Genomic DNA, 26,715 nt, shown 5'->3' with positions numbered 1-26,715 from the left:
ATCATGGGTACAGTAGATATTCGCAGTCAATTAAAAGATGCCACTCTTTTCAAAGAAGAGGCTTTTATTGATGGAAAATGGATAAAGTCTAAAAACTCATTCGTAGTGACTAATCCAGCGACGGACGATGTCATTGCCGCTGTAGCAAACCTTGAAACCCATGATGCTGAATTAGCCATCGCCGCTGCTGAAAAAGCACTACCAGCATGGCGCAATAAATTGGCCAAAGAACGCGCTCAAATCATGCGCAAATGGTTTGATCTCATTATTGAAAACACCCAAGACCTAGCAACCCTCATGACGCTCGAGCAAGGCAAGCCTTTAGCCGAAGCGGCGGGCGAAGTAGTCTATGGGGCATCTTTTGTGGAGTGGTTTGCAGAAGAAGCAAAACGTGTAGAGGGCTCCATCCTTGCAAGCACCTGGAGCGATAAGCGCCTCATGGTTTTAAAGCAACCAATAGGTGTATGTGTAGCGATTACGCCATGGAATTTTCCGATCGCTATGATCACACGCAAAATCGCGCCTGCGCTTGCAGCAGGCTGCACGATTGTCATTAAGCCCGCCGAACTAACCCCCTTATCCGCCTTAGCTTTAGCTGAGCTAGGAAAACGTGCTGGTATCCCTGACGGCGTGATTAATATTTTGACTGCTGACGCAAGCCAATCCATTGCGATTGGTAAAACTCTTTGCGCTTCTCCAACTGTGCGTCATCTATCGTTCACAGGCTCAACTGAGGTGGGTCGTATTCTCATGGAGCAGTGTGCGCCAACCGTCAAAAAACTAGCCTTAGAGCTTGGTGGTCACGCACCATTCATTGTGTTTGAAGATGCAGATATTGATGCTGCCGTCACCGGAGCAATGGCTTCAAAATTCAGAAACTCTGGCCAGACCTGCGTTTGCGCAAACCGTTTTTATGTTCACAAAAAAGTACACGATTTGTTTGTGGAAAAATTTACCAAAGCGCTTTCTATTATTAAGGTGGGCAATGGAATGGAGTCTGGCATTACCCAAGGCCCATTAATAGAAACTGCTGCTCTTGAAAAAGTAGAAAAGCATGTTGCTGATGCGATTAGCAAAGGTGCAAAATTAGTTACTGGCGGAAAAGCAAGAATCCAAGGCAAAAATTTCTATGAGCCAACCATTTTGGCTAATGTGACTAAGGATATGCTGATTACTTATGAGGAAACATTTGGTCCTGTAGCACCAATCATTCCTTTTGAAAGCGATGAAGAAGTCATCAAGCTCGCTAACAATAGTCAATTTGGTTTGGCATCCTACTTCTATAGCCGAGATATCGGTCGCATCTGGAAAGTGGCCGAAGCCCTTGAATATGGCATCGTTGGGGTAAATAGCGGATTAATTTCTAATGAGGTTGGGCCTTTTGGCGGCATCAAACAATCAGGACTTGGACGCGAAGGCAGCGTCTTTGGCATGGATGAATACCTCGAGATGAAATATGTTTGCATTGGCCTATAAATAAGCCAAGTAACTTACTTTTATATTGCTTATTTTTTCTTGTAGACCAAATCCCAAACACCATGACCTAGTTTGATACCGCGATTTTCAAACTTAGTTAATGGTCGATAAGCAGGCTTTTCTACATAGCCAGCATGCTGGCTATGTAATTGCTCAAGAGTGGGCTTAAATTCATTAGAGAACCCTCCAGAGATTGCAATATCCTCTTTGGTGAAAGTTTCTACTCTCACTAACTCATTAGATGTATTTTGCAAAGAAGCTTCAGCATTCAATACCAACAGCATTTGCTCGGCATAGTTATGCCAATCCGTTGCAAGATGCAGATAAGCGCCGGACTTCAATCGGGATACCAACAGCTTGACAAACTCTGCCTGAATTAAGCGCCGCTTATGGTGACGTTTTTTATGCCAAGGATCCGCAAAGTAAATATGAATACCATCCAAAGAATCCGGAGAGAGCATATTCTCCAATACCTCTACAGCATCATGGCGAATGATTCTTAAATTAGTAAGTTGATTCTCGCCGATCAGCTTTAATAAAGCACCAACCCCAGGCAGATGAACCTCGATAGCTAAAAAATCATCTTCTGCTCTTAAGGCAGCAATCTTGGCTGTAGTCTCGCCCATGCCAAAACCGATCTCCAAGATTTTTGGTTTTCTCGAGCCATTAAACGCTTCAACCAAATCAAGAGTGGATGCTCGATAAGAAATCATGAACTGAGGGCCTAGCTCTTCAATGGCCCGTTGCTGCCCAGCTGTAGTTCTACCAGCCCTCAATACAAAAGAGCGAATACGCTCAAAACCTTTCTCAGAAGAGGTCGAGCTGGCGCTCACCATCTAGCAGACTACCTTCCTAAAGTAAGCAATGGTCTCTTTTAGACCATCCTCTAAGTTAACTTTTGGTTGCCAACCTAGCTTTGCTTTGGCAAGTTCTATATTAGGCTGACGTTGCTTAGGATCATCAGAAGGCAATGCTTGGTAGATAATTTTCGACTTACTATTTGAGAGCTTTAGAACAGCTTCAGCTAATTGCAACATAGTGAACTCACCCGGATTGCCAATATTGACAGGCCCAGTGAAGCCCTTTTCGGAGTTCATCATTTTGACCATCGCATCAATCAAATCATCTACATAACAAAAACTTCTCGTTTGTTGACCATCGCCATAAATAGTGATGTCTTTGCCTTGCAAAGCTTGCACAATAAAGTTGCTCACTACACGCCCATCATTGGGGTGCATACGCGGTCCATAGGTATTAAAAATCCGCACCACTTTGATATCTAGACCATGTTGGCGGTTGTAATCAAAAAAAAGGGTTTCTGCACAACGTTTGCCCTCGTCATAGCATGAACGAATACCAATGGGATTCACTTTGCCCCAGTATTCCTCGGGCTGAGGATGCACTTCGGGATCGCCATAGACTTCACTCGTAGAGGCTTGCAAAATACGCGCCCTAGTTCTCTTGGCCAAGCCAAGCATATTAATCGCACCGTGCACACTAGTTTTAGTGGTTTGCACAGGATCATACTGATAATGAACAGGGGAAGCTGGACAGGCTAGGTTATAAATCTGATCCGTTTCTACATACAGCGGAAAAGTCACATCATGACGCATGAGCTCCAAGCGGGGGTTGGGCAATAAATGTGCTAAATTTTCTTTAGTACCAGTGAAGTAGTTATCCACTACCAAAACATCCTCACCTTCATTAAGGAGTCTCTCGGTAAGATGCGAGCCTAAGAAGCCTGCGCCACCAGTGATAAGGATTTTGTTCATAGTTAATCTTATTTATTAGTTAATTTAAATGTCAGCGTAAAAGGGTAATGAGCTTAATGAGGGGCATTCCAACCAGCAGAGCGATAAGCATAGACTACCTCCGCCAAGACAATTGAAAGAGAGGTCATAAAAAAAAGCAATCCCAGCACAAAAGTCCAAATCACATAAGTAGTTTGCAAAGAACGTATAGCGCCAGCCTGAAAGAAAAATAGCTCCAATACTGTTAGTGAAATAAAAACACCGCTCAACACATCAAAGAAGATTGCTGCAGTACAAAGTCGACCTCGCACTTTAGCTTCTTCAGCCTCCTTATTCATGTGATCAAGACGAACTGGATCTTTCACTAGACCATCTTCTATAGCTGTTCGAATCGACCGCATACGATCTACTGATCGTGCTAGACGCCCTGAAATCGCATTGATCAAAGTGGCGACTGCTGTTAATAAAAACACTGGCGCTAAAGCTAGTTGAATATTATTGGTAATTGCGTCTATTGATGCATCCATGACAAGTCCTAAACTAGTTCTTTATTAATGTGACCAAGCAATCAAGCCACTAAATGAAGTGACCAATACCAACAAACCAAAAGCTATGCGATACCAGGCAAATGGAATGAAATTATGATGAGCTACATAATGAATTAGCCACCGAACGCATACAAATGCTGAAATAAAAGCGGCCACAAAACCAACAATGGTCGCCAATGCAAAGTCTCCTGAGAAAGCTACTGGCGCCTTCCATAACTTGAGCAATTCATACGCAGTTGCTCCACCGATGACCGGTATCGCCAAGAAGAAAGAGAATTCTGTTGCCACAGCACGAGGAAGGCCAAATAACATCCCACCAATAATGGTCGCTCCAGATCGAGAGGTGCCTGGTATTAAAGCCGCACATTGCGCCAAACCCACCTTCAGCGCATCTACAGCTGTTAAATCGTCAACAGTCTTAATAAGGCTTGAAACATCTACTCGATTTTGCTGGCGCCGTTCAGCCCAAATAATTATGAATGCGCCAACAATAAATGCACTCGCCACCGGAATTGGGGCAAACAGCACCGCCTTGATGTGCTTTCCAAATAAGAAACCTAGACCCATTGCCGGAATAGAGGCAATAAGTAAATTCAGAACAAAACGACGAGACTCAGGGCTTGAAAAAAAAGAGGTCGCTACTTTCAGAAGTTTTTGGCGAAACTCCCAGCAAACAGCCAAAATGGCACCGAACTGAATAATGACCTCAAAGGCCTTCCCTCGATCATCATTAAAATTCAGCAAATCCCCCACCAATATTAGGTGACCAGTACTAGAGATCGGCAAAAACTCCGTTAGTCCCTCTACCACCCCCAAAATGACTGCCTTAAATAATAAAATGAGATCCATATACCAAATTTTATAGGCATATGAGAGCAATATTAGGGATTTGGCAAAATAGTATCCAAATATGCATTTTGAGCAAATTAGCCTTAAACTGCATGGCACATTAAAAAGTATCTGAATTACATGAGACCAACCCGCTCTAGGCTTTCTAGACTTACCGTATTTGGTTTGATCCTTAGTCAAGGGCTTGGGCTTAGCACATGGTCCTTCGATGTAGTGGCACAGAGCCCTAATGGCGTAAGCAGGTCCGCTTTACCTACCCCAATGAGCACCTCAACCCTCATTGGACTAGAGCAGCCGCCACAGATTGCACCATTACCAACGAAACCCGCAGTACCCGCAGTGACTGCCCCTTCAAATTTAATGGGTAATAAGACTGATGAATCCAAAGGACAATTAAACGATTTAATTCAGTTGTATCAAGAAGCGGCCTTTAGCGATCCAGTTTTAACCGCTGCCCGTTTTAATTATCAAGCCAGTAAAGAGCTGTACTGGCAAGGATTTTCTCTTTTAATGCCTCAAGCAAATGCCACGCCTGGAGGAACTCGTTACTACCAACATGGCACTGGCAGCACAGTAGTATCAAATAATTCTGGAAACTCTCGGGTCTTTGACCAGAAAAGTTATACAGTTACCTTAACGCAACCCGTTTTTAATATTGGTGCGCTAGAGCTTTTTAAACAAGGTGACCTCAACACCAAACTAGCTGATATGCGTTTTTTCTCAGCGCAACAAGACCTAATTCTGCGTGTATCACAAGCTTATTTTGATGCTTTAACTAGCCAAGATAACGTAGCGCTATTTAAAAATAAGAAGGACTTAATTAAGCAGCAATTAGAAGCCGCACAAGCCAAATTTGACGCTGGCTTAGCAACGATCGTGGACGTCAATACTGCGCAAGCAGCCCTAGACCTAGCCAATTCCCAAGAGATTGCAGCTCAAGCAGATCTGATTGTGAAGCGCGGTGCCCTAGAGCAAATCGTGGGACGCCCAGTGGGCGCATTAAAACCTCTCGTTAAGGATGCCAAAATTGAAGGCGTTCTAAAAGATCCTCGTAGCAAACCCAAAGACGCCAAAGGCTATCCGATAGCAGATAGCGTTAATCCAAGCCTACCACCAGGACAAACTTTGGATGATTGGATTAATCAAGCAGAATCAGCAAACTTTAATGTTTTAGCGGGACAACTTTCGGTTAGCCTTGCAGAGAGCACTTATCGTGGCGCACAAGCTCTAAATTACCCTACGATTAATTTAGTGGGAACTTCTGGATACAACACTTCAAATGGTACGCCCAATAATTACACGCCATCGAACACCAATGTGTACAACAATACACTTGCCTTACAGATGACGATCCCTTTAATTTCTGGCGGATACAACAGCTCTTTGATTCGCCAAAATGCAGCATTAGTCGATGCAGCTAAAGCAAATTACGACAACTATCGTCGTACCGCAGCTCAAAATACTCGTGCAGCATTCACAGGATTTTATGGTGGCTTAGCTAGTGTTAAAGCGTATGAAGCTGCCGAACGCTCTTCAGCATCCGCACTGGAATCAAGCAAGCTAGGATTTCAAGTAGGCACCTTGATTAATATAGATGTATTAATTGCCTTAGATTCACTAATAAATACGCGCTCCTTATTGCAACAAGCGCGCTACAACACTATTTTGAATGCTATAAAGTTAAAAGCACATGCTGCTGCTTTGACAGATGAAGACTTAATTTCAATCAATGCTTTACTACGCTAACTTCAGGCGAAGAAAAACTAGGATAGTAAGTCTTTGGCTGCTTGCAAAACTTGAGCTACTGTAGGCGGTTTTTGCATATCACCTAAATTGCGAATCTTGTCAGACCAATAACCCTCGGTTTTCCACAAAGGTGAGTCGCAATAAATTTCAATAGTTGGCTGGTTGATTACTGCAGCCAGATGCGTTAAACCCGTATCGACCCCGATCGTTAAAGCAGCGTTTTTGATAATCGAAAATGCATCTTCAACAGTAAAAGCCTCTGGAACAATAGCATTTGGAATGTGATCAGCAATCAGAGTACTGACCGACCTTTCCAAATTGTTACCCCATGGCAAGACTATTTGATAGCCTTTGCTAGCCAATTCTTTACCTAAGGCAATCCAGCTCTCATTGGGCCAACGCTTTGCTTCTCTGGCAGTTGAATGAAAGCAGAGAATATAGGGTCGCCTCCATTCCCGAGAAACTATCCCCGATCCACCATTTAAAGCATCAATAAAACCCTCAGAGTAGAACTGCGGGGTACTTGCATGATCAATCAGCGACCAATCCAATGCGGAGCACAACACCCAACGCGAGCGATCGACTGCATGACATTGATTAGGCACCAGAACAGACTGGTTATAAAAGTATCTTGCAATCGGTTCATATCCAGAAAATTCGGTTTTATTTGCCAGCCCAGCAATGACTGCATGCGATGATTTTTTCGCAAGCGCACAAACTAATGCGGACTTTAAAAGTCCTTGAGTTTCAATAATGATGTCGTATGACGTTTCTTGGAGCTGATGTTTAAAAGAAAAAAATTCTTTCCATGATGACAATTTAAACAGGCTCTTTTTCCAGCGACGCAAACCAAATGGGATGATGTGATCAATACCTTTAAAGTCCTTATTACTGAGTAGTGGCGTTAGTAAATTGACATACCCTTCTTCCACCACCCAATCAATTTGAGCATTAGGAAGACGCGCGCGCAAATCCCACACAATGGGCAAGTTATGCAACACATCACCCAATGAGGATAACTTCACCAATAGAATTTTGGGGTTTTGGGAAACCTTTTTCAATACGTTGGCAGATACATTGCTCATAGGAGCATTATCTTATGTTTTTTGGGCATCAGAATGAAGTTCGGACTACGTTCAGAATTTAGGCGCATCGTCCCATGACAAACCTACGGAATCCTTGGCATTCATATTGGGCTCTATGCCTGGCGGTAAGGGCCACTTGATCCCCACAGCAGGATCATTCCAAGCAAGACAGACCTCGCTTTGAGGATGGTAGTAATCGGTGGTCTTATAAAGAAATTCTGCAGTCTCAGATAACACTAGAAAACCATGAGCTAATTGGGCTGGTATCCACATTTGTTTATGATTTTCTGCGCTTAATTCGACTCCCGCCGACTTGCCATAGCTTGGAGAGTTTTTACGAATATCCACCACCACATCAAAAACACTACCGACAACTACCCGCACCAACTTACCTTGCGTTTTTTCTAATTGGTAATGTAACCCGCGTAATGTCCATTGACGAGAAAAAGAATGGTTGTCTTGCACAAACTCAACATCTAATCCAGTAGCCTCTCTGAAATCTTTGGCATTAAATGACTCAGTAAACCACCCTCGTTCATCCCCAAATACTTTTGGCTCTATGATAAATACATCATGTATAGCCGTCGGGAGAATTGTTAATTTTTGAGTCATACTTAAATCCCAGGTCTTTTCATTGAGGGCACAGTATGCTGGGTTGAGGTATTTAATTCGTCAAGAATCTTGCTGAGATATTGGCCATAGCTATTCTTGCTTAATTGCGAAGCTACTTTTTCAACAGTCTCAGCACTAATCCATCCTTGACGATAAGCAATTTCTTCGGGGCAGGCTACCATCAGGCCCTGACGCTTTTGAAGAGTTGCAATAAAACCTGCTGCATCCAGCAAAGAATCATGCGTACCAGTATCTAACCATGCAAATCCTCGGCCCATAATCTCGACACTCAGCTCATTTTTCTCAAGATAGATACGATTAACATCGGTAATTTCTAACTCCCCGCGAGCGCTGGGTTTAATCGACGCAGCAATATCGCAGACTTGGTTGTCGTAAAAATATAAACCAGTAACTGCATAACTACTACGCGGTTTTGCAGGCTTCTCTTCAATTGAAAGTGCTTTATAACTCTGATCAAACTCTACTACACCATAGCGTTCTGGATCGTTAACGTGATATGCAAAGACAGTTGCTCCAAGCTGCCTAGCGTCGGCATTATTTAGCTGATCTACCAATTCGTGACCATAAAAAATATTATCTCCCAGCACTAAAGCACTAGGATGATTGCCAACAAATTTTTTGCCTAAAGTAAATGCCTGTGCTAACCCATCTGGCGAGGGCTGGACACAATACTCAATATTAAGACCCCATTGAGAACCATCTCCTAGAAGCTCTGCAAATCGAGGCGTGTCATGAGGAGTGGAAATTAATAAGATATCTCGAATGCCTGCCAACATTAAGGTAGTAAGTGGGTAGTAAACCATTGGCTTGTCATAAACCGGCATTAACTGCTTAGACACCGCTTGAGTAACGGGGTAGAGACGAGTCCCCGACCCCCCAGCCAAAATAATTCCTTTACGATTACCCGCCATTCTTTTAAACCTTTTTAAATAAGTCCGTTATTTGCTAATGATTGAACATAACCCTCTACTGCGGTCATCCATGGCTTGTTAAATGAGTCTAATTTTGACATATCCCCTTGTAGCTCTAGTGCTTTGCTGAGTTTGGAACGATCTAACCGAGAATTCATGGGTCTAGGAGCTGGCAAGGGGTAATCAATAGCCAAAATGGGTTTTATGGAACCCGCCTTGACCCTAAGCTCAATTCCCGCATTCTTGGCTACTTGAACCACTAATGTAGCTAATTCATACCATGTGGTCTCGCCAGCAGGAACAGCGTGATATATGCCCGATGAAAACCGCCTCAAATTGAATTGATAATCCAACACCAAATCCAAACTAACTTGTGCGAGCCAATCAGCACTCGTCGGAACTCCATGCTGATCATGAATAATTTTCAACTCCTCACGCTCTTTTGCCAACCGCAAAATAGTTCGAATGAAATTGCCGCCATTTCCATAAACCCAACTCGTTCTCAGAATGGCAAACTGGCCACGCTGAGAATTTGCAAAAGTTTTCTCAATTGCCACCTCCCCTGCCGCCTTACTCTTCCCATAAACACCCAAAGGATTGCGCTGATCATCCTCGAGATAAAAACCAGATTTATTGCCATCAAAAACATAATCTGTCGAGAAATGCAACAAAGTGGCATCATTCTGAGCCGCATACTGAGCCATCAGCTCAGGTGCTTTGGCATTAACTGCAAATGCTAAATCTGTTTCAGATTCCGCTTTATCAACTGCAGTATAGGCAGAAGCGTTAATAATTAAATTTGGATTTTTATTTACCAATAAAAATTCTAGTTCACTAGCATTACCGAGATCACACTCAGCCCGACCAACGTACTCAATACTAACTTCTTTAGGAATAGCCAAAGAATTAAAAAGGCTTTTAAAAGCTTTTCCTAATTGGCCATCCTTCCCCAATACCAGAATATTCATAAGTAATCAGTTGTATTGCTTTTGCATCCAGTCACGATAAGAGCCGCTTACTACACCCTCTATCCACACAGGATTATCTAAATACCACTGGACTGTTTTACGTATACCAGTATCAAATGTTTCAGCTGGGCGCCAGCCAAGCTCACGCTCAATTTTGCTAGCATCAATTGCGTAGCGACGATCATGCCCAGGACGATCTTTGACAAAGGTAATTTGCTTTGCATACGATTGGCCATCAGAGCGAGGCTTTAGCTCATCTAATATTTTGCAAATCGTTTTGACAACATCGATGTTCGCCTTTTCATTCCAACCACCAATGTTGTAGGTCTCACCCAATTTACCCCGTGAAAGCACCTCACGAATTGCTGAACAATGATCGCCTACATATAACCAATCTCGAATTTGCTGGCCATCACCATAAATTGGCAAAGGCTTGCCATTAAGTGCATTCAAAATTACTAGTGGAATAAGCTTTTCTGGAAAGTGGTAAGGGCCATAGTTATTAGAACAATTGGTCGTCACCACTGGAAAGCCATAGGTATGGAACCACGCGCGTACTAAATGATCCGAAGCCGCCTTAGAGGCTGAATAGGGGCTATTAGGCTCATAAGGATTTGTTTCCGTAAATGCAGGATCAGTCAGAGAAAGTGATCCATAAACCTCATCGGTTGAAACATGGTGAAAACGAAACGTTTTTTTTGCTTCTTCATCCAAAGTATTCCAATACTCACGGGCGCATTCCAGCAAATTAAAGGTGCCAACTATATTGGTGGCCACGAATTCAGCAGGCCCATGAATTGAGCGGTCCACATGGCTCTCAGCGGCAAAATTAATAATCGCACGAGGTTGATGCTCCTGTAATAACTCTGAAACTAGCTCTTTATCACCGATGTCGCCATGCACAAAAATATGACGACGATCATTTTTTAAAGAGTCTAAGGTGCTTAGATTACCAGCGTAAGTGAGCTTATCAAGATTGATGATTCCTTCGGCTGTTGGATTTGAAAGCCAATCCAACACGAAATTGCCACCAATAAAACCTGCGCCACCTGTTACTAAAATCATTTCAACTCCATTATTTACTGGTTTGCAGTGCAAATTATCTTGCAGAGCTATTCAGGTAGTTAACCGCTCTCTGCATTGATAGGACATTACACTTTTCAATTCTTCTCATCCTTTTCATAAAATGAGAATTCTCAGAGCCATCACCAAAAATACGCTGGTGCACTACCTGGTAGTTTTGCTCTACTTCCTTAATTAAACCTGGTAACTCTTCAATAGTGCCAAATATTATAAATTTTGAATACGCAGTTTTTTTGATATACGGCGCTACCTCGCTAATTACTATCGCCCCAGATCGTAGAGCTGGCAATACACGCAACTCCTCTAGCGTATAAAAAATGTCGGTTTGACGAACATTAACAATAATCTTGGCCTTTCGGTAGACTTCTTCAACACCAAAATACATTCCACGAACATTTTTGAATTCAATCTGCGCATTGTTTAATGCCTCTAAGAATAATTTTCGTCTGGGAATTTCTGGATTTCCGAACAAAGTTATGACTCCCGACCGTCCACTAGTTTTGGTATCAATCGGATAAAGACTTGGGCTGATGCAAAACGACTTCAGTCGAAAGTTCTTTAATAATTCTGACGATGCAATATTGAATAAGTTCACCCGACTATAGTCAATCACCAGACTAGCTTGGTTAAGCTTTTCAAATTCAGCAATGCGGACAAGATAATTTTCACTACCATCACCAGTTGAAAGCTTTCCAGGCAAAGTTTTGAATTCTTTGGTTGCTTTTGGATCCAATAATGTGTGCTCTATCTGCAAATAAATCTCATAAAAAGGTAAACATATTTTCAATAACTTTAACCCTGGACATTCAAAAAAAACTAAGCATTTGCTGTTAAGAGCCACTAAAGAATCAAGAAGCAATCCTTGAACATAAAAATAATAATCTCGCACTACTATCTCTGGGTTACTACGATAAATAAATATAGCTTTCTGATTAATGAGAAAAACTTGATAACTTTTCTCAGAAAATAAGTTCCTAAAAGAAATAATAAATTTAAGAAAGAAAAAAAGAAGACGCATTACAGACTTTTACCTACTCAGATCTTTTTTTTGTTTTCAAGATAAAAAGTTTCATATGGGTACTGCTTTTCATCCTCAAGGATCTGATTGACTCTCTTGTCAAACATACCTCGATAGCCGCCCAATAAAGCGGTCTTATATTTTTCTTGCTGAATGAATTCTCGATTAAATTTGGATGCTGTGCGAATGCCTTTTGTATAACCCTCATCCGCTAAGTCCGACTGGATATTATCAATCAATGCAATTTCAACGCTGGGAATCTCTTTTTTATATTTTTTGTAAAAGCGCCAATAAAAATCTCCATCTTCTTCGCCAAGCCCCAATAAGCGCTCGTCAAAGAATCCAACCTCTATCAGCTCACGCTTATCTAATATGAAGTGAGAAAAGCTTCCATTAATTTTAAAAGTGCCTTGCTGAGCACTCATTGCGGTTTCAAGACAATCAAAGAAGCAGATTCCATTTTCAGCCCTTAAATCCAAATCATCATTCAAAATTAAAATGCGCTCGTGACTAGATGTTAAAGCTCCCCGATTCCATAATTTTGCGAGAGATTGAAACGAAGGAAACATGGTTGGAAATACCTTCGGGAAGCGAGCTAAATAAGACAAAATATTTTCTCGATAAACTTCATCAAAATCTGCCTTCGCTGGTCCATTAATAACAGCAATCACTTCAAGATTTGGGCGCTGAGACTTGATTTGAGCCAATAAAGGGACCAAATGGGCATCAAAACGCTTATCAAAGGTGGTAATGACTACCGAATAGGGAGCAGGATGCACAGACATAAAAATAAATTAGTATTAAGGGATGAGAAGCATACGAATTTCAACTTCTGGATGTCCAAGCGACTATTCACAGGGCTTATTTCCAATTATCGCTCAAACCCTTGGATATCAGCTAAATTGGGTTAAACCAAATCAAGCCGATTTATTAATTCTGGGTCCGTTTATTAAGGTGGATGCCAAAAAGTTAAAATGGTGTCCTAGGCCATTACGTCCGACTATAAACGCAGCCCTAAGCTTGACCTCTTCTAGAAAAAACTCTCCGCTCAGGGTTTTCCATAGCGCAGAAAATCTCCGTCATGACTCTGTTCCTGCCGATTACAGCATTTCATTTGATTTAAATATAGGGTCGCCCAATCATTTCCGTCTGCCTTACTGGATGGAGATGATTGATTGGTCAAACGAAGGAATTGTTGGTAATCAGAATCCTCGTTATGGCGAATTACTGAATATCAAGCGCCTTATGCAGCCACTTGGAACAGATTTTCTAAAAAAACCGCGCGCTGCTGCATTTTTAAGCTCACATCTTCGTGAGCCTCGCAAAACATTATTTGAAGCCGTTCAGAAGGTAATGCCTGTTAGTGGGTTTGGTGCTTATTTTGACAAAAAGATCGAAAATCATCATCGCAGTGGTTTTTTAAAACGTGAACTACTTCATGAATTTGGATTTAACCTCTGTCCAGAAAATGGAATGTATCCAGGGTATTACACCGAAAAAATTCCGGAAGCTTTTTTTGCTGATTGCTTACCTATTACTTGGGCAGATGAAAATGTAAAGGTCGACTTTAATCCTGATGCATTTATTAATCTTGCGCCAATGACCTGGTGCAATTACAAACCGCTTGAAGAAATTATTGCTACCCCACTTCTCTTGGAGAACTATGCCTCTCAGGCATTGCTTCTCAAAGCCCCAAGCATCTTACCATTTCGAGATTTTGTGAAGCGCATACTAGAAGAAGCATCAAGTTAAAAAATGAAACTTGGCTTTCATACCAATGGACTTTCTCTCCGCGGCACAGAGATAGCCCTATACGACTATGCACATCACAACCAACAATTGTTGGGAAATGAATCAATCGTCTTTTATCGAAAAAATAACTTAATTAACCAATCCGTTTTAGAAAAGTTTGAGAAGCAATTTAAATTATTTCCATATGATGGTCAGCTAGAACTAAATCGACTTATTGAGCGAGAAAAAATTGATCTAACTTACTTCATCAAATCAGGTGAGCGAGATGACGCTATTTGCGAGAGTTCGCCAACCTTGATTCATGCAGTATTCCCCACTAAACCCGAAGAATTTCATGGGGATAAATATGCTTTTGTCTCCCAATGGCTTGCAAAGGAATACTCGAACAACAAAATTCCCTTTGTGCCACATATGATTGAATTACCAGAGGTAGATGGCAACCTTCGTTCAGAATTAGGTATACCAGAAACGGCAACTGTAATAGGCTGGTATGGGGGATCCGATAGCTTTAACATTGCCTTTGCCAAAGATGCAGTGATTACTGCTGTACAGAAGCGCAAGGATCTCTACTTCCTATTTATGAATATGAATCCCTTCTCTGAGCATGAGAGGCTTATTTTCTTGCCAGGAAACTCCGATCTTTATTACAAAGTGCATTTTATTAATACCTGCGATGGTATGCTGCATGCACGTGGAATAGGTGAAAGCTTTGGTCTTGCCTGTGGGGAGTTTTCAATCAAGGGTAAGCCAGTTATCACCTATGCATTATCACCTCAGCGCAGTCACATTGAGATCTTGGGTGATAAAGCAATTCTCTATAATGGGAAAAAAGAACTAATCAAAATACTAGAAAACTTTAGCCGTGAAATTCAGCATCAAAAAAACTGGGATGCCTATTCATTGAATTTTTCACCAAAAGTCATCATGCGCCAATTTAATGATGTTTTTATTCAAGGAAAAAATCTGAGTGACATCCAAATTTCATCGTTTGATCGCCTAATGATCCAGAAATACCGCCTTGATAGAAAAATACGTAATTTAAGAAAAAAACTTTACCAGTGAAGGAATTTAAGTCTTGTCTACTTTGGAAACCAAGGATTTTTAGAGAATTGACGATCAAGCGCCCTCAGTATTGAGCGTTTAGTTTTAACCCAACCCTTAATTGGTAATCTTCCTGGGCGATCTGCAATAGTAGTTTCTACCCCAGTAATCCCGACTGGATAAGGATTAATTGCCAAAAATTCCAAATGGTGTTTTTGATGGTGCTCCAAAAAATGGTCGAGAGGCTCATAAATATCGCTAGCTGCATTAATCAATGTTTGAGCAGCACTAGGCTTCAAAATATAGGCAGTAGCGCCAACAGCATCACCTATGTTTCTGACTAGGGAAATGTCACCATTACTAAATATTAGCTTTTGAGGAACCTCATTCAATCCCTGAAGTCTGACTGCTTCCCAAGCGTTGCATTCATTTTGTAAAAAATAAATAGCTCTTTCAAAATGGGGCAACAAATAAAAGTCATCTTCGAAAATAATTGTTGGAACATTTTTATCGACACACTGCTGCCAAGCTTTTTTATGGGACAAGAAACAACCAAGCTCATTGGGCGTTAACTCAAATCCTAACAAATTCTTTACTTTTTTAGGCTTATATTCATCGGGTATTGTCTTTAACGTAGAACCTCGTATAGCATCTAAAAAACGCCATTGGAAACTTGTTCTACTTAGTTCCGCACTCACCTTTTGCTGGCGAGCATACGAGCCCGCTAAAGAAATAACTAAGACTTGGATATCTGACATTAGATATAACTCTGCAAGTAACGTAAAAATCTTTTCATGCGTTTTAAAAGAAGTGAAGGCAATGATTTCTGACTATCTCCAGAATTCAAATTCGATTCCCAATTTGACTGATAAAGAACACCTAGATAGTTAGCTTTAAGCGTCTCCTCAGATTCACCGATACGCTTAAGGACATAGTATTGCCAATCGTAGTGATACACCCTAAATAAAGGCTCAATCGCAATTAGCGGGATAGCCCGGTATTTAAGTAAAGCCTCCCCATAAATCAAGGTTTCAGGGAAATCAGGCGTCACTAGATCCCAAAGTGAAATCCCCTTGGGTTGCAAATATTCACGATCAAGTGACTCCCAAACCTTTGCGGACCATATAAATGGAGCGGGAGCGCAATAAAATTCAGGGCCCGATCTATCAAATAGTTTCTGAACGCGTTGTGCTTCAGCGCGCAAGTTGCTCTCAACCTTTGATTCGCGACGATTACGAGCGAGCTGAAAGAATTCTTTATTTTGATGAAGCACTGTAAATAAGACACCTTCACGATTCATAAAATCCGAGAGATAAAAAGGTCGGATAAATACACAGTCTGAATCTAAACAAAGATAATTCGCTGCTATACCGAGACGCCAAAACTCAGACTTAATAATTGCCTGGGATAAGCCACCAGACATAGCCTGATATTTCTCCAAAGATGCTCGTGGATTGGCATCTACAATTTCTTCATCAGCCACCCATTGATAATTCAATTGGTTTCCCAGGGTTTCAATTAATAATCCCTTATCTGCAGCGGGCGTAGAAATGTAAAACGGCAATCGATCTGCATTAAATTGTTCGATAGAAATCAACAATCTTTTGAGGCGTAGAAAGTCATTTCGATAGGACTTGCAATAGAGAACGAAATCTTTCAATGGGCTTCCTAGCTTTTATATTGAATTTCGGACAGAATTCGCTCTACCGCTTGGTCAACACCAAGAGGAAGCCATTTAGGCTCAATGAGCTTGCGTTCCTGCCAGTCTAACCATATTCTTTCAAGAGCCATTTCAATGCCAATTTTATCGCCCTCATGACTCAAATACCCACCTCTCTCTGATAGCATTTGATCCAACTGCGAATTACGATGAGTAATAGCCCAAATCGGGCGCCCTGTCCAAAGGTATTCGTAGAACTTAGAGGGAATATATTCTGCACACCATTCATCATTTCCATGCAACAAAATTAATACATCCGCATCTTGCATCTTTTCAACTACTCTTTCGCGCCCAGACTTACCACTAACAGGATCCACCTCAAGACGACCATGGGCAATTAATACATCTTGACATCCCAACTTCGCAATAGCGTCAACTGTTAATGAATCTAGTGCCGCACCATATGCATGTACTCGAATTTTTTGCCGAGCATCTGGGTGCTTCTTAAATAAAGCCTGTAATGCAGTCAAAATAGTGGAGAGAGAACGGTCGTTAGCTAGAGAACCAGAATGAGAAAGATTCAATGTGTCCGAATAAAGATGTTTTTTGGCAGCCCTTAATCCACCTGGCGGTTCCGCTCCAGGGAGCACCATGAAACCATGCGCATTACCTGGAGTATTTAGATTTGGGTTTCGCGCCTTAGCAAAATGGACCGCGCCATCAGTAAACCACCACACAAAGTCTGCGTAGCGAATAATTTGCCCTTCTAAATAATGCCTAAAGCGAGCATCTCGTTGCTTGGGCCTTTCTGATCCTTCGTCCACAGGACTTTTTCGAATGACTAAAGGATCATGAATTTCTACTATCCATGGAATTCCCGTCATTTTTTTTAACCATAAACCCGCTAAATGTGCAGACCAAGCCCCACCGGTGGAGTACACCAAGTCAACCTTGCCAGAACGAACCAATTTGTAGCCATGAATAAAGGCTGGCATAGACCAGGACCACTGACTGGAATAACCCAAAATAAGTTTCTCAAGTCCGATTATCGGCGCCAATAAAATGGAGACCGAACGAGTAAGTAGTTTATAGATAAAACCACGTCCATATTTATTAGCAATCCAGTGACGAAAATCAAAACGAAATGCCGCAGGACCCCAAGCTAAATATTGAGAGTGTGGGAAACGGGTATCTTTTATTCCAGTGATTGCACTAAAGACGGTTGGCTTAATGCCAGCTTTAAGTAAATACGGAATCTTATCGGTAATAGTCTGGCTTGAAGCGCGCCCATCCATATTAAATCCATGCGACAAAATTAACCATCGGTTCTTAGTTAATTTATTTATCGACATAGTCTAAGGTATTGAATTAGTTACCAGCTACTATTGACATCACCGCCATTCGGACAGCAATTCCAAAAGTCACTTGATTCAAAATCACCGATTGCGGACCATCGGCTACAGTTGAATCTATCTCAATTCCTCGATTCATGGGACCAGGGTGCATCACAATCGCGTCTGAGTTTGCCAATGCTAAGCGATTAGGGGTTAAACCATATTGCCTAAAAAAGGCCTCTCCCTCGGGCACTTGACCGGCCTCCATGCGCTCTTTTTGAATACGTAAAGTCATAACCACATCAACATCCTTTAAGCCCTCTTCCATGCTGTGAAAAACTTTCACACCCAGCATATCCAAATCACTTGGTAGCAAACTCTCTGGGCCAATAGCCCGAATATCTTCGCACCCCAAAGTTGTGAGAGCATGAATATTAGATTTCGCAACGCGACTATGAACAATATCGCCAATGATCGCCACTTTTAAGCCTTTAAAATTTTTCTTAAAGTGTCGCATGGTATACATATCCAGCAAACCTTGGGTCGGATGTTGATGACTTCCGTCACCAGCGTTCACTACGTGCACATGTGCAGGCACATGGCTTGCAATTTCAATGGGCGCTCTTGAAACGCTATGACGAACAACAAAGATGTCTGCCTGCATAGCTACCAAGTTATCAATCGTATCTAACAGACTTTCACCTTTGGCGGTAGATGAGGTAGAAATATCCAAATTAATTACATCAGCTGAAAGACGCTTAGCAGCAATCTCAAAGGTAGTTCTTGTTCTGGTGGAGTTTTCAAAGAAGAGATTAAACACACTTTTACCTCGCAATAAAGGCACTTTCTTCACTTCACGAGAAGGATCCGTCACACTCACAAATTGTTGAGCTGTATCCAAAATATGAAGAATTTGCTCCTTTGGAAGTCCTTCAAGAGTTAGAAGATGAGTTAGCTCTCCAGCAGAATTAAATTGGTTTACTGGCTGATTCATTGCGCACGCTCCTCTAACTGAAAGCTGAAATTGCCAGCAGCATCTCTCTCTAAAACAAGAATCTGATTCTCTGAAACCTCTACCTGCTCACCCACAAAATTAGCTGAAATAGGTAGTTCACGATTTCCTCTATCAGCCAAAACCATTAACTCCACTTGCGCTGGCCGACCGAAATCAAATAGCTCATTTAGCGCTGCTCGAACTGTTCGCCCAGTAAAGAGAACATCGTCAATCAAAATGATGCTTGCGCCAGCAACCTCATAAGGCAAATGTGTCGTCATTGTGCTGGCAGTACGCAAGGCAGTCATGCCTTTCTCGGCGTAATCATCTCGATGAAAGGCTACATTGATAACTCCAAAATGCGGCAGCTTCAGATCATGAGCCAAACGCTCAGCTATCCAAGCACCTCCCATGGCAAGACCGGCAAGCTCAAAAGAACTTTTTTGCAATCTCCGTTGAAGATTTTCTAATAACTTTCCATACAACTGTTCTGCATTCATTCTCTAGTCCGGACTCTAATGAGATTTATTTTTTAGTAAATTAATTTGAAGATTGAATATTTTGTTCTGCAAAAAATTGTTCCAGAATGATCACTGCAGAATGCGCATCTAGATTGTCACGCACATCCGCATTCCCTTCTAAAACAACAGAGGTATAGCGCTCATCCACCCAATGCACAGGCAAATGAAAGCGTCCATGAAGCTGGTTGCCAAAGCGAACCGCCTTGGCAGTCATCTCATGAGATGCGCCATCAGGATGAACAGGACGCCCAACTACCAATTGATCTGGCTGCCATTCTTTAAGGAGGCAGTCAATTTCTTTAAATAAAACATCACTACTAGGCGCAGCAATTGTCTTTATGGCTTGCCCCCGCTTGGAGATTGAATTTCCTACTGCCACACCTACTCTGCGAGTCCCATAATCAAATGCCATCATCGTAGATGGCTTATGCATGACCAGCCTCACCAGATAAATCAGACAAATCAAAACCAAGATGACTTATTGCTTTTTCATAGCGCTGGCTGGATGGCGTTTTAAAAATAATGTCGCTCATTTGCTCGCGGGCAAGTGGCACATTCATCCAGCCATTTAATGTAATTTCTTCTTCCAGTTGACCAGCGCCCCAACCCGCATAACCCAGAGTCATCAAAAAATGTTTCGGGCCATTTCCTGTCGAAACGGCTTCGAGAACATCTTTAGAGGTAGTCATCGTAAGGCCGCCTGGAATAATCAAAGAAGAACTATAAGAGGTGCCAGGCTCAGTTTCATGCAAAACAAAACCGCGCTCAATTTGAACGGGGCCCCCAAAATATACTGGCTGCTTCAATAAAGGAGCAATTTCTAATTTCAACTCAATCTTTTCAAAAAGCGTCTCTAAATCAACTTCAGTGGGCCTATTAACTACTAAACCCATTGCCCCTCTTTCGGTATGTTCAAAAAGATAGATAAGAGATCCAGCAAAATTGGGGTCGACCATCCCAGGCATTGCTATCAAAAACTGATTGGCAAGATGATCAGCAGATAAGGAAATAGATGACTCTCGCACAGAATCTGGTTCTGTAGCAGAAGGTGCTTTTTTAGCCGAGGTCATGGGACTTATTTTACCGAATATCTAGATTTTTCCAGTAATCCAATAAGCAAAAAGACCAACTATTTCATGGGCCAAGATGTTCCAGTTTTGGGCTCCATCTACCAAATCAAACTTTCCCCAGCGAAGATGATGGGCGGTTTGATAATCCACTGGCATAGGCAGCACATCTAATCCCAGTCTTTGAAAAACCTTAGTTGAGCGATACATATGACTAGCGGATGTGATCAATAACCATGGTTTTAGTTGTCCCGAGTCTGTTCTGAGTCCAAACTCTTGAATCATTGGCTTCATAAAGAGGGCGTTTTCATAAGTATTGCGAGACCGATCTTCATAATGCGCCATTGCCTCGCTCAAGCCCTGCTCTTGAATCAACTGCTTAAAACTATCGGCTTCAGATAACCCCTTAGGGGCAATGCGTCCTGAGTATCCGCTAAATACAAACGGAAGATTTGGGTACTTTCGAATCAGTTCAAAGGCTTTTGTAACTCGTTCTGCTGATGAATAGATAGAAATCTCACCACGATCTATAGCAATCTCTCCGCCCTCGATAGCACCCCCCAAAATAATGATACCGCCAAGATCATCCTCGGAAATTTTTAAAAGAGCCGTTTTAGAAATAGCCCCTTCAAGGGCTTGCAGAAAAATTTCAGATGCGGGCAACCATCCAACTAAGACAATATCAACCAATGCTAATACTAAAAACCTCTTGCAAAGATGCATTTTCCGAAGAGACAAAAAGAGTAAAGCAATAAGAATGAAGATAGGCACCCAATTCAGGGGCTCTATGCAAAATTGCACTACTTTCGACAAAACAAAAAAGATCGTATCCATATTTTCTTAAGATCTTAACCCTATATTCCTAGTCTGCTCCTGCATTTCTCTTCAATAAGCCCTAATATAGGGGCTATGGAAAAAGCTCTTGTTTGGCTCCGCCGTGATCTTCGTTTTTATGACCATGCCGCCCTTCACCACGCCCTTAAAGAAAGCAAGCAAGTCTGGCTTGCCTTTATCTTTGACACCGACATTCTTAAACCACTGCTGAAGGGTGAGCTGGATGCCAATGGCTTGAAACATGACCGTCGAGTGGACTTTATTTGGCAGGGCTTAAAACAACTAGATGAGGAACTCCAAAAGCAAGGCGGGGGTCTCATTGTTCGCTTCGGAAAGCCTGCCGAGTGTATTCCAGAGATTGCCAATGAACTTGGTGTTGAAGCTGTGTATGTCAATCATGACTACGAACCCTCGGCAATAGAGCGAGATCTTGCAGTGAAGGCCGTACTAGAAAAATCAGGCATTCAATTTAAAGACTTTAAAGATCAAGTTATTTTTGAAAAGAAGGAAATTCTCACTAACTCAGGCACAGTCTTTTCTATCTTCACCCCATACAAGAATAATTGGCTAAAGACACTGCAGGAAAAAGATTTAGCAGCATATGAATGCAAGCCTAAGCCAGGACAAATAGCTTCTATTCCCAAAAAGCTCAATCATGAATTGCCATCTCTTGAGTCCATGGGCTTTTGTGCCACCGGCATAGAGAGCTATCTCCCACCTGGTTCGAATGGTGGTCAAATCTTCTTAGAAGATTTTCTCTCGCGGATTGATCAATACCAAATAGGCAGAGACTTTCCCGCTATAAAAGGAGTTAGCTATCTCTCTACTCACCTACGATTTGGCATGCTATCCATTAGAGGTTTGGTACGAGAGGCACACCGACGTATGCTGGCGGGCAGTATGGGTGCAACCATTTGGTTAAGCGAGCTGATTTGGCGAGATTTTTATTTTATGATTTTAGCCAATCATCCACGCTTAGCCTCCGGCGCATCATTTAAACCTGAATATGACAATATTGCTTGGGAGTCTGGTGCTCATGCCAAAAAATTATTTAACGCTTGGTGCAAAGGGCAAACTGGCTATCCGCTGGTTGATGCAGCCATGCATCAACTCAACCAAAGTGGTTATATGCATAACCGCTTGCGCATGGTAGTAGCTAGCTTCCTAACCAAAGATCTTGGCATAGATTGGCGTTGGGGCGAGGCTTATTTTGCTGAACATCTAAACGATTTTGAATTCTCCTCCAATAATGGTGGGTGGCAATGGGCATCTTCATCGGGATGCGATGCACAACCCTATTTCCGCATCTTTAATCCTATTACTCAATCAGAAAAATTTGACCCCGAAGGAAAATTCATTCGGCGCTACTTACCCCAACTTGAAAAGCTATCTAAAAAATCGATTCATGCACCCTGGAAGGCGGGGCATATTGAATTGGAGTCAGCTGGCATAACCCTAGGTCGAGACTACCCATTCCCCGTGGTGGATCATGACGAAGCCCGTAAAAACACCTTGATACGCTATAGCGTAGTAAAGAAGATTTCTTAATGCGTGCTTGTTTTCAACAAAACCAATAAGTATTTACAGATTCGATTTAATATAGGGTATGAGTAAGATCTATGCCGTTGGGGATGTGCAAGGATGTGCCCCTTCACTCAAAGCCCTCCTTAAAAAGATTCCCAAAAAATCAAAGTTGATTTTTTTAGGAGATTTGGTCAATCGCGGCCCCGATTCTCTTGGCGCGTTACGTCAGCTTAAATCCCTACAAGAAGCGGGTCGCGCTGAATGCATTCTCGGCAATCATGATCTACACCTTCTTGCAATAGATGCCGGTCTTCGGAAAACGAAAAGCCTTGATACGATTGAACCAATACTTACTGCACCTGATCGCAAAGAACTGATTCAGTGGGTACGGAATCGACCATTAGCACTAAGTAATGGCAATGTATTAGCTGTCCATGCTGGCGTTCTACCTCAATGGGACTTACAGCAAACTATTGAGTGCGCTCAAGAAGTCGAAAAAACATTGCGCAGAAAGTCTTATAAAGATTTTCTTGCAAACATGTATGGCAATACTCCAAACCAGTGGAAAAACTCACTCAAAGGTAATGAGCGATTACGAGTAATCACAAATGCCTTAACCAGAATGCGTTTTTGCACTCCAACTGGACATATGGAGTTTGATAGCAAAGAGGGTCTTGAACAAGGTCCCAAAGGATATATTCCATGGTTTAAAGTCCCCACCAGAAAAACTAAGGACACCCTGACTTATTTTGGGCACTGGTCTACATTAGGCTTATTGCGCCAACATAATGTAGTGGGCTTAGATACTGGCTGCGTTTGGGGTGGCAAGTTAAGTGCAATTGAGATATCAAGCACAAATAAAGATTCGAAACGTCTTGAGCTTATTCAAGTGAGTGGCTATGATCACCCACTTCGTATGTAAGCAAAAACTATTTAAAGCTTTTTAAATGCATTTTGAGCGGCAACCACAATAGCATCAATAACTGTATTGTCATGAGCGATTGAGGTAAATCCAGCCTCATATGCGGAAGGTGCGAAATACACACCCTCATCCAACATGAGGTGAAAGAATTTCTTGAAGGCCTCAATATTTGTTTTAGTAACTGCCTCGTAAGAGGTGGGCACTTGATCTGCAAAGTAAAATCCAAACATCCCCCCAACGCTATCTACAGCAAAAGGTATGCCCGCCGTATCTGCAGCTTGCTTTAAACCAGCCATTAACTTTTCAGTTTGACCGGTTAAGCATTCATAAAAACCTTCACGAGAAATAATCTCAAGAGTCTTCAATCCAGCAGCTACTGCTACTGGATTGCCAGACAAAGTACCGGCCTGATAAACATTACCTAATGGAGCTAACTTAGACATGATTTCTTTCTTACCCCCAAAGGCGGCCATTGGCATTCCACCCCCCATCACCTTTCCTAGACAAGTGAGATCCGGGGTAATACCTTGTAAAGATTGAGCACCCCCTAAGGCAACTCTAAACCCAGTCATCACTTCGTCATAGATTAAAACGCTGCCATATTTACTTGTCAGATTACGAATTGTTATCAGGAATTCTTTCGAAGGCTTAATTAAATTCATATTGCCCGCAATGGGCTCCAAGATCACTGCAGCAATCTGATCGCCCTGCTTTTGAAAAACCTCCTCAATGGCAGCCGCATCGTTATAAGGCAAAACTAAAGTGTGCTTTACTAAATCTTGCGGAACGCCACCTGAAGAAGGTGCATTTTGGGTAGAGTCAGCAAACGTCAGAAGGCCAGAACCAGCTTTAACCAAAAGGCTGTCGGCATGACCGTGATAACACCCCTCAAATTTAATAATTAAGTCACGTCCAGTATGACCGCGTGCAAGACGCAAAGCACTCATCGTTGCTTCGGTTCCACTAGAAACCATACGCACTTGCTCAACACTTGGCATCAACGCACAAATACGTTCGGCTAACTCAATTTCACCTTCAGTAGGTGCGCCATAACTAAAACTGGTTTCTGCAGCTTGCTGAACCGCTGCCACCACTTCAGGGTTGGCATGCCCCACAATCATGGGACCCCAAGACATAATCAAATCAATATAACGCTGATCATTAGCATCCCAAAAATAAGGGCCTTTAGCTTTAGAGACAAAACGGGGAATTCCGCCGACTTGACGAAATGCACGCACTGGGGAGTTCACACCCCCAGGAATCGTCTTTTGCGCACGACTGAATAAAACTTCGTTTTGATCTACCTTAGCCATCATTGCTTCCAAATTAAATCGCCATCATTTCAAAATCTTCTTTACGCGCGCCACACTCTGGACAAGTCCAATTCATCGGCACATCCTGCCACAGAGTTCCAGGCGTAATACCCTCATCAGGCAAACCAGCAGCTTCGTCATACACCCAGCCACAAATCAAACACATATATGTTTTAAATTCCATCACCTTGCTCCGTTAATCTTTCGCTTCTTTAAGTTCATTATTTATTTTAAGGTTTTATTTATATCTTTATTAAGCAGAACGCCTTGAATGCATTTCAAACTTAAATAAACGACACTCAAGAGGACCATTAAATAAAGGTGTGCGCTTAGATTCTTTAATCCGTAATTGTCCTGGTAATGCCATATCTGCAGTAAGAACAAAAATATTCCACCCACCAAAATCGTCTTTAAGGTGCTGTCCAAACTGACGCAAAAACTCAATAAATTTGGGATCTTGCTCTTCTTGAGCCTGAAGTTTTTTCAACGATTCACGACTAGAACGTTTAGCGCTCTGACGGCCTGTTTCCAAATTTAGCTCAAAACGATTATCAGGCTCATCCATATTCTCAGAACGTGCTACTCGCTCCTGACCACGCCCACCCTTGATGACTAAACGCTCGCCATAAGGCGGATTTAATAACATAACACCATCACTACTATCACTAGGCGGCTTTGCGGCCAAAGCATCAATTTGTCGCACAATAGGCAATTCGGGCAGTTGAGCTCTTTGCCAATTACCTTTAAACATCGATACTAATTTTTCATTAATATCGCCACCAGAAATTTTCAAAGAATCCGCACCAGGAAACTGCTTACGTTTTTCTAGCATCAAAGCGAGGGCCGCTTCTTTTAAACCCTCCCAACGCTTTTGCTCAGCAGCCTCGTTAAATGGCCTAAGTCTTTGAAACCCAAAACCATGGACGGAGGTGACTAAAGGACGGTAGGCTAATCGACTCGGTTTAGCATCATTGCCATATATCCCAGCACGAATAGCTCCAGGAGGAATAGCCAAAGCCATTTGTGCGGCCTCAATTAAAAAAGTGCCACTTCCACACATAGGATCAAACAAGAGTTGCCCAGGCTTCCAAGAAGTAATGAATAAGATTCCAGCAGCTAAGTTTTCTTTTAGGGGTGCATCACCTTTCTCATCGCGCCAACCACGCTTAAATAAAGCTTCACCTGAAGTATCCAAATAAATTGTTATTTGAGTTGCAGTCAAATGTGCCTGCACTCGTACATCTGGAAAGGCAGTATCAATACTAGGTCGATCGCCAGTCACATCACGCAAACGATCAACTATGGCATCCTTAATTTTAAGGGTCGCAAAATTTAAACTCTTCAAAGGTGATCGATGTGCAGTGACATCAACACGTAAGGTTTGTTTAGAGGTAAACCATTCCTCCCAAGCTAAACCGCTTGCCAGCTTATACAAGTCTTCCTCTTGTCGATATGGTGCTTGAGCCATTTGCAGCAAGACTCGGCTTGCAATACGAGAATGCAAATTGAGCGCCATCGCTGCAGATATCGGAGCCGCTAACCCAATGCCGCCAGTAGGACTAGTTGGAGTGGGATCTATTACCCATGCTCCCAAAGCCTTACATTCTGGGCGTGCGGCAATCTCTGCCAACTCTTGAGCAAGGGCCACCTCCAAACCGCCGGGACAAACAACAAAAAATCTCATG

General features: G+C 42.2%; 28 protein-coding genes. 6 read left to right on the top strand and 22 right to left on the bottom strand.

Annotation, left to right across the window (positions count from 1 at the left end; all coding sequences use genetic code 11):
- The first annotated feature begins 3 nt into the window (after positions 1–3).
- Positions 4–1,476 carry an NAD-dependent succinate-semialdehyde dehydrogenase gene (locus FD973_RS01415; RefSeq protein ID WP_215323878.1) on the top strand — a complete coding sequence of 491 codons (1,473 nt, stop codon included), beginning with the start codon at positions 4–6 and terminating at the stop codon, positions 1,474–1,476.
- 29 nt (positions 1,477–1,505) lie between these two features.
- Here the strand turns inward: FD973_RS01415 and trmB are convergent, their stop codons facing one another.
- The 4 genes from trmB to FD973_RS01395 are packed head-to-tail and all read right to left on the bottom strand — an operon-like array spanning position 1,506 to position 4,624.
- A complete protein-coding gene (gene trmB, locus FD973_RS01410) occupies positions 1,506–2,312 on the bottom strand; it encodes a tRNA (guanosine(46)-N7)-methyltransferase TrmB (protein ID WP_215323877.1) in 807 nt (268 codons plus the stop codon).
- Positions 2,313–3,248: a UDP-glucuronic acid decarboxylase family protein gene (locus FD973_RS01405; RefSeq protein WP_215323876.1), complete on the bottom strand. Its 936-nt coding sequence runs from the start codon at positions 3,246–3,248 to the stop codon at positions 2,313–2,315.
- Positions 3,249–3,301: 53 nt separating this feature from the next.
- The gene (locus FD973_RS01400) at positions 3,302–3,754 is read right to left on the bottom strand and encodes a DUF2721 domain-containing protein (protein WP_215323875.1); all 453 of its coding nucleotides are present in this window, start codon (positions 3,752–3,754) and stop codon (positions 3,302–3,304) included.
- A gap of 24 nt (positions 3,755–3,778) precedes the next feature.
- A complete protein-coding gene (locus FD973_RS01395) occupies positions 3,779–4,624 on the bottom strand; it encodes an undecaprenyl-diphosphate phosphatase (protein WP_215323874.1) in 846 nt (281 codons plus the stop codon).
- Positions 4,625–4,744: 120 nt separating this feature from the next.
- On the opposite strand from FD973_RS01395, the gene FD973_RS01390 reads away from it, so the two are divergent.
- Entirely contained in the window at positions 4,745–6,370 is a 1,626-nt protein-coding gene (locus tag FD973_RS01390) for a TolC family protein (RefSeq protein WP_215323873.1), read from the top strand.
- 17 nt (positions 6,371–6,387) lie between these two features.
- On the opposite strand, the gene waaC is transcribed toward FD973_RS01390, so the two are convergent.
- From waaC to FD973_RS01355, 7 genes are read right to left on the bottom strand one after another with little or no spacing between them, the layout of a single operon-like run.
- Positions 6,388–7,455, bottom strand: coding sequence for a lipopolysaccharide heptosyltransferase I (waaC, locus tag FD973_RS01385; protein ID WP_215323872.1), 1,068 nt, complete (start codon positions 7,453–7,455; stop codon positions 6,388–6,390).
- Between the two features lie 51 nt (positions 7,456–7,506).
- Positions 7,507–8,067 (bottom strand): dTDP-4-dehydrorhamnose 3,5-epimerase, encoded by a 561-nt coding sequence (rfbC, locus tag FD973_RS01380; RefSeq protein WP_215323871.1) that lies wholly within the window; start codon positions 8,065–8,067, stop codon positions 7,507–7,509.
- Between the two features lie 2 nt (positions 8,068–8,069).
- Positions 8,070–8,999 (bottom strand): glucose-1-phosphate thymidylyltransferase RfbA, encoded by a 930-nt coding sequence (gene rfbA, locus FD973_RS01375; protein WP_215323870.1) that lies wholly within the window; start codon positions 8,997–8,999, stop codon positions 8,070–8,072.
- 14 nt (positions 9,000–9,013) lie between these two features.
- Positions 9,014–9,967 (bottom strand): dTDP-4-dehydrorhamnose reductase, encoded by a 954-nt coding sequence (gene rfbD, locus FD973_RS01370; RefSeq protein WP_215323869.1) that lies wholly within the window; start codon positions 9,965–9,967, stop codon positions 9,014–9,016.
- Positions 9,968–9,973: 6 nt separating this feature from the next.
- Positions 9,974–11,032, bottom strand: coding sequence for a dTDP-glucose 4,6-dehydratase (rfbB, locus tag FD973_RS01365; protein ID WP_215323868.1), 1,059 nt, complete (start codon positions 11,030–11,032; stop codon positions 9,974–9,976).
- A gap of 34 nt (positions 11,033–11,066) precedes the next feature.
- Positions 11,067–12,068: a hypothetical protein gene (locus tag FD973_RS01360; protein WP_215323867.1), complete on the bottom strand. Its 1,002-nt coding sequence runs from the start codon at positions 12,066–12,068 to the stop codon at positions 11,067–11,069.
- A 17-nt stretch (positions 12,069–12,085) separates the two neighbouring features.
- On the bottom strand, positions 12,086–12,853 hold the full coding sequence (locus FD973_RS01355) for a glycosyltransferase family 2 protein (RefSeq protein ID WP_215323866.1): 768 nt from the start codon (positions 12,851–12,853) through the stop codon (positions 12,086–12,088).
- A gap of 22 nt (positions 12,854–12,875) precedes the next feature.
- Here FD973_RS01355 and FD973_RS01350 point away from each other — a divergent pair, with 22 nt between their 5' ends.
- Positions 12,876–13,820, top strand: a complete 945-nt coding sequence (locus FD973_RS01350; protein WP_215323865.1) for a glycosyltransferase family 10 domain-containing protein — start codon at positions 12,876–12,878, stop codon at positions 13,818–13,820.
- A gap of 3 nt (positions 13,821–13,823) precedes the next feature.
- Positions 13,824–14,882, top strand: a complete 1,059-nt coding sequence (locus FD973_RS01345; RefSeq protein ID WP_215323864.1) for a hypothetical protein — start codon at positions 13,824–13,826, stop codon at positions 14,880–14,882.
- Between the two features lie 17 nt (positions 14,883–14,899).
- Here FD973_RS01345 and FD973_RS01340 read toward each other — a convergent pair whose 3' ends face one another.
- The 8 genes from FD973_RS01340 to FD973_RS01305 form a co-directional block, all read right to left on the bottom strand.
- The gene (locus tag FD973_RS01340) at positions 14,900–15,619 is read right to left on the bottom strand and encodes a glycosyltransferase family 25 protein (RefSeq protein ID WP_215323863.1); all 720 of its coding nucleotides are present in this window, start codon (positions 15,617–15,619) and stop codon (positions 14,900–14,902) included.
- Complete coding sequence (locus FD973_RS01335; RefSeq protein WP_215323862.1) at positions 15,619–16,521, bottom strand: DUF6492 family protein; 903 nt, start codon at positions 16,519–16,521, stop codon at positions 15,619–15,621. The genes FD973_RS01340 and FD973_RS01335 overlap by 1 nt, the downstream gene beginning before the upstream one ends.
- An 8-nt stretch (positions 16,522–16,529) precedes the next feature.
- A complete protein-coding gene (locus FD973_RS01330; protein WP_215323861.1) occupies positions 16,530–17,873 on the bottom strand; it encodes a glycosyltransferase in 1,344 nt (447 codons plus the stop codon).
- Positions 17,874–17,889: 16 nt separating this feature from the next.
- On the bottom strand, positions 17,890–18,849 hold the full coding sequence (locus FD973_RS01325) for an aspartate carbamoyltransferase catalytic subunit (RefSeq protein ID WP_215323860.1): 960 nt from the start codon (positions 18,847–18,849) through the stop codon (positions 17,890–17,892).
- Entirely contained in the window at positions 18,846–19,349 is a 504-nt protein-coding gene (gene pyrR / locus FD973_RS01320) for a bifunctional pyr operon transcriptional regulator/uracil phosphoribosyltransferase PyrR (RefSeq protein ID WP_215323859.1), read from the bottom strand. The genes FD973_RS01325 and pyrR overlap by 4 nt, the downstream gene beginning before the upstream one ends.
- 40 nt (positions 19,350–19,389) lie before the next feature.
- Positions 19,390–19,803, bottom strand: a complete 414-nt coding sequence (ruvX, locus tag FD973_RS01315) for a Holliday junction resolvase RuvX (protein WP_215323858.1) — start codon at positions 19,801–19,803, stop codon at positions 19,390–19,392.
- Positions 19,796–20,380 (bottom strand): YqgE/AlgH family protein, encoded by a 585-nt coding sequence (locus tag FD973_RS01310; protein WP_215324660.1) that lies wholly within the window; start codon positions 20,378–20,380, stop codon positions 19,796–19,798. The genes ruvX and FD973_RS01310 overlap by 8 nt, the downstream gene beginning before the upstream one ends.
- 81 nt (positions 20,381–20,461) lie before the next feature.
- Entirely contained in the window at positions 20,462–21,127 is a 666-nt protein-coding gene (locus tag FD973_RS01305) for a YdcF family protein (protein WP_251368798.1), read from the bottom strand.
- A 219-nt stretch (positions 21,128–21,346) separates the two neighbouring features.
- Between FD973_RS01305 and FD973_RS01300 the strand changes: the two genes are divergently transcribed.
- Together FD973_RS01300 and FD973_RS01295 are read left to right on the top strand one after the other, a co-directional pair.
- A complete protein-coding gene (locus FD973_RS01300; RefSeq protein ID WP_215323856.1) occupies positions 21,347–22,819 on the top strand; it encodes a deoxyribodipyrimidine photo-lyase in 1,473 nt (490 codons plus the stop codon).
- A 58-nt stretch (positions 22,820–22,877) separates the two neighbouring features.
- Complete coding sequence (locus FD973_RS01295) at positions 22,878–23,717, top strand: symmetrical bis(5'-nucleosyl)-tetraphosphatase (protein WP_215323855.1); 840 nt, start codon at positions 22,878–22,880, stop codon at positions 23,715–23,717.
- 11 nt (positions 23,718–23,728) lie between these two features.
- Here FD973_RS01295 and hemL read toward each other — a convergent pair whose 3' ends face one another.
- The 3 genes from hemL to FD973_RS01280 form a co-directional block, all read right to left on the bottom strand.
- The gene (gene hemL / locus FD973_RS01290) at positions 23,729–25,030 is read right to left on the bottom strand and encodes a glutamate-1-semialdehyde 2,1-aminomutase (protein ID WP_215324659.1); all 1,302 of its coding nucleotides are present in this window, start codon (positions 25,028–25,030) and stop codon (positions 23,729–23,731) included.
- Positions 25,031–25,043: 13 nt separating this feature from the next.
- Positions 25,044–25,214, bottom strand: coding sequence for a rubredoxin (locus FD973_RS01285; RefSeq protein WP_215323854.1), 171 nt, complete (start codon positions 25,212–25,214; stop codon positions 25,044–25,046).
- A gap of 69 nt (positions 25,215–25,283) precedes the next feature.
- Entirely contained in the window at positions 25,284–26,714 is a 1,431-nt protein-coding gene (locus FD973_RS01280) for a class I SAM-dependent RNA methyltransferase (protein WP_215323853.1), read from the bottom strand.
- Position 26,715 lies beyond the last annotated feature (1 nt).

This window comes from Polynucleobacter sp. MWH-Braz-FAM2G (assembly GCF_018687635.1).
Lineage (GTDB): Bacteria > Pseudomonadota > Gammaproteobacteria > Burkholderiales > Burkholderiaceae > Polynucleobacter.
Note: the sequence above shows the minus strand (reverse complement) of the source record. Positions and strands in the feature narration are given on the sequence as shown.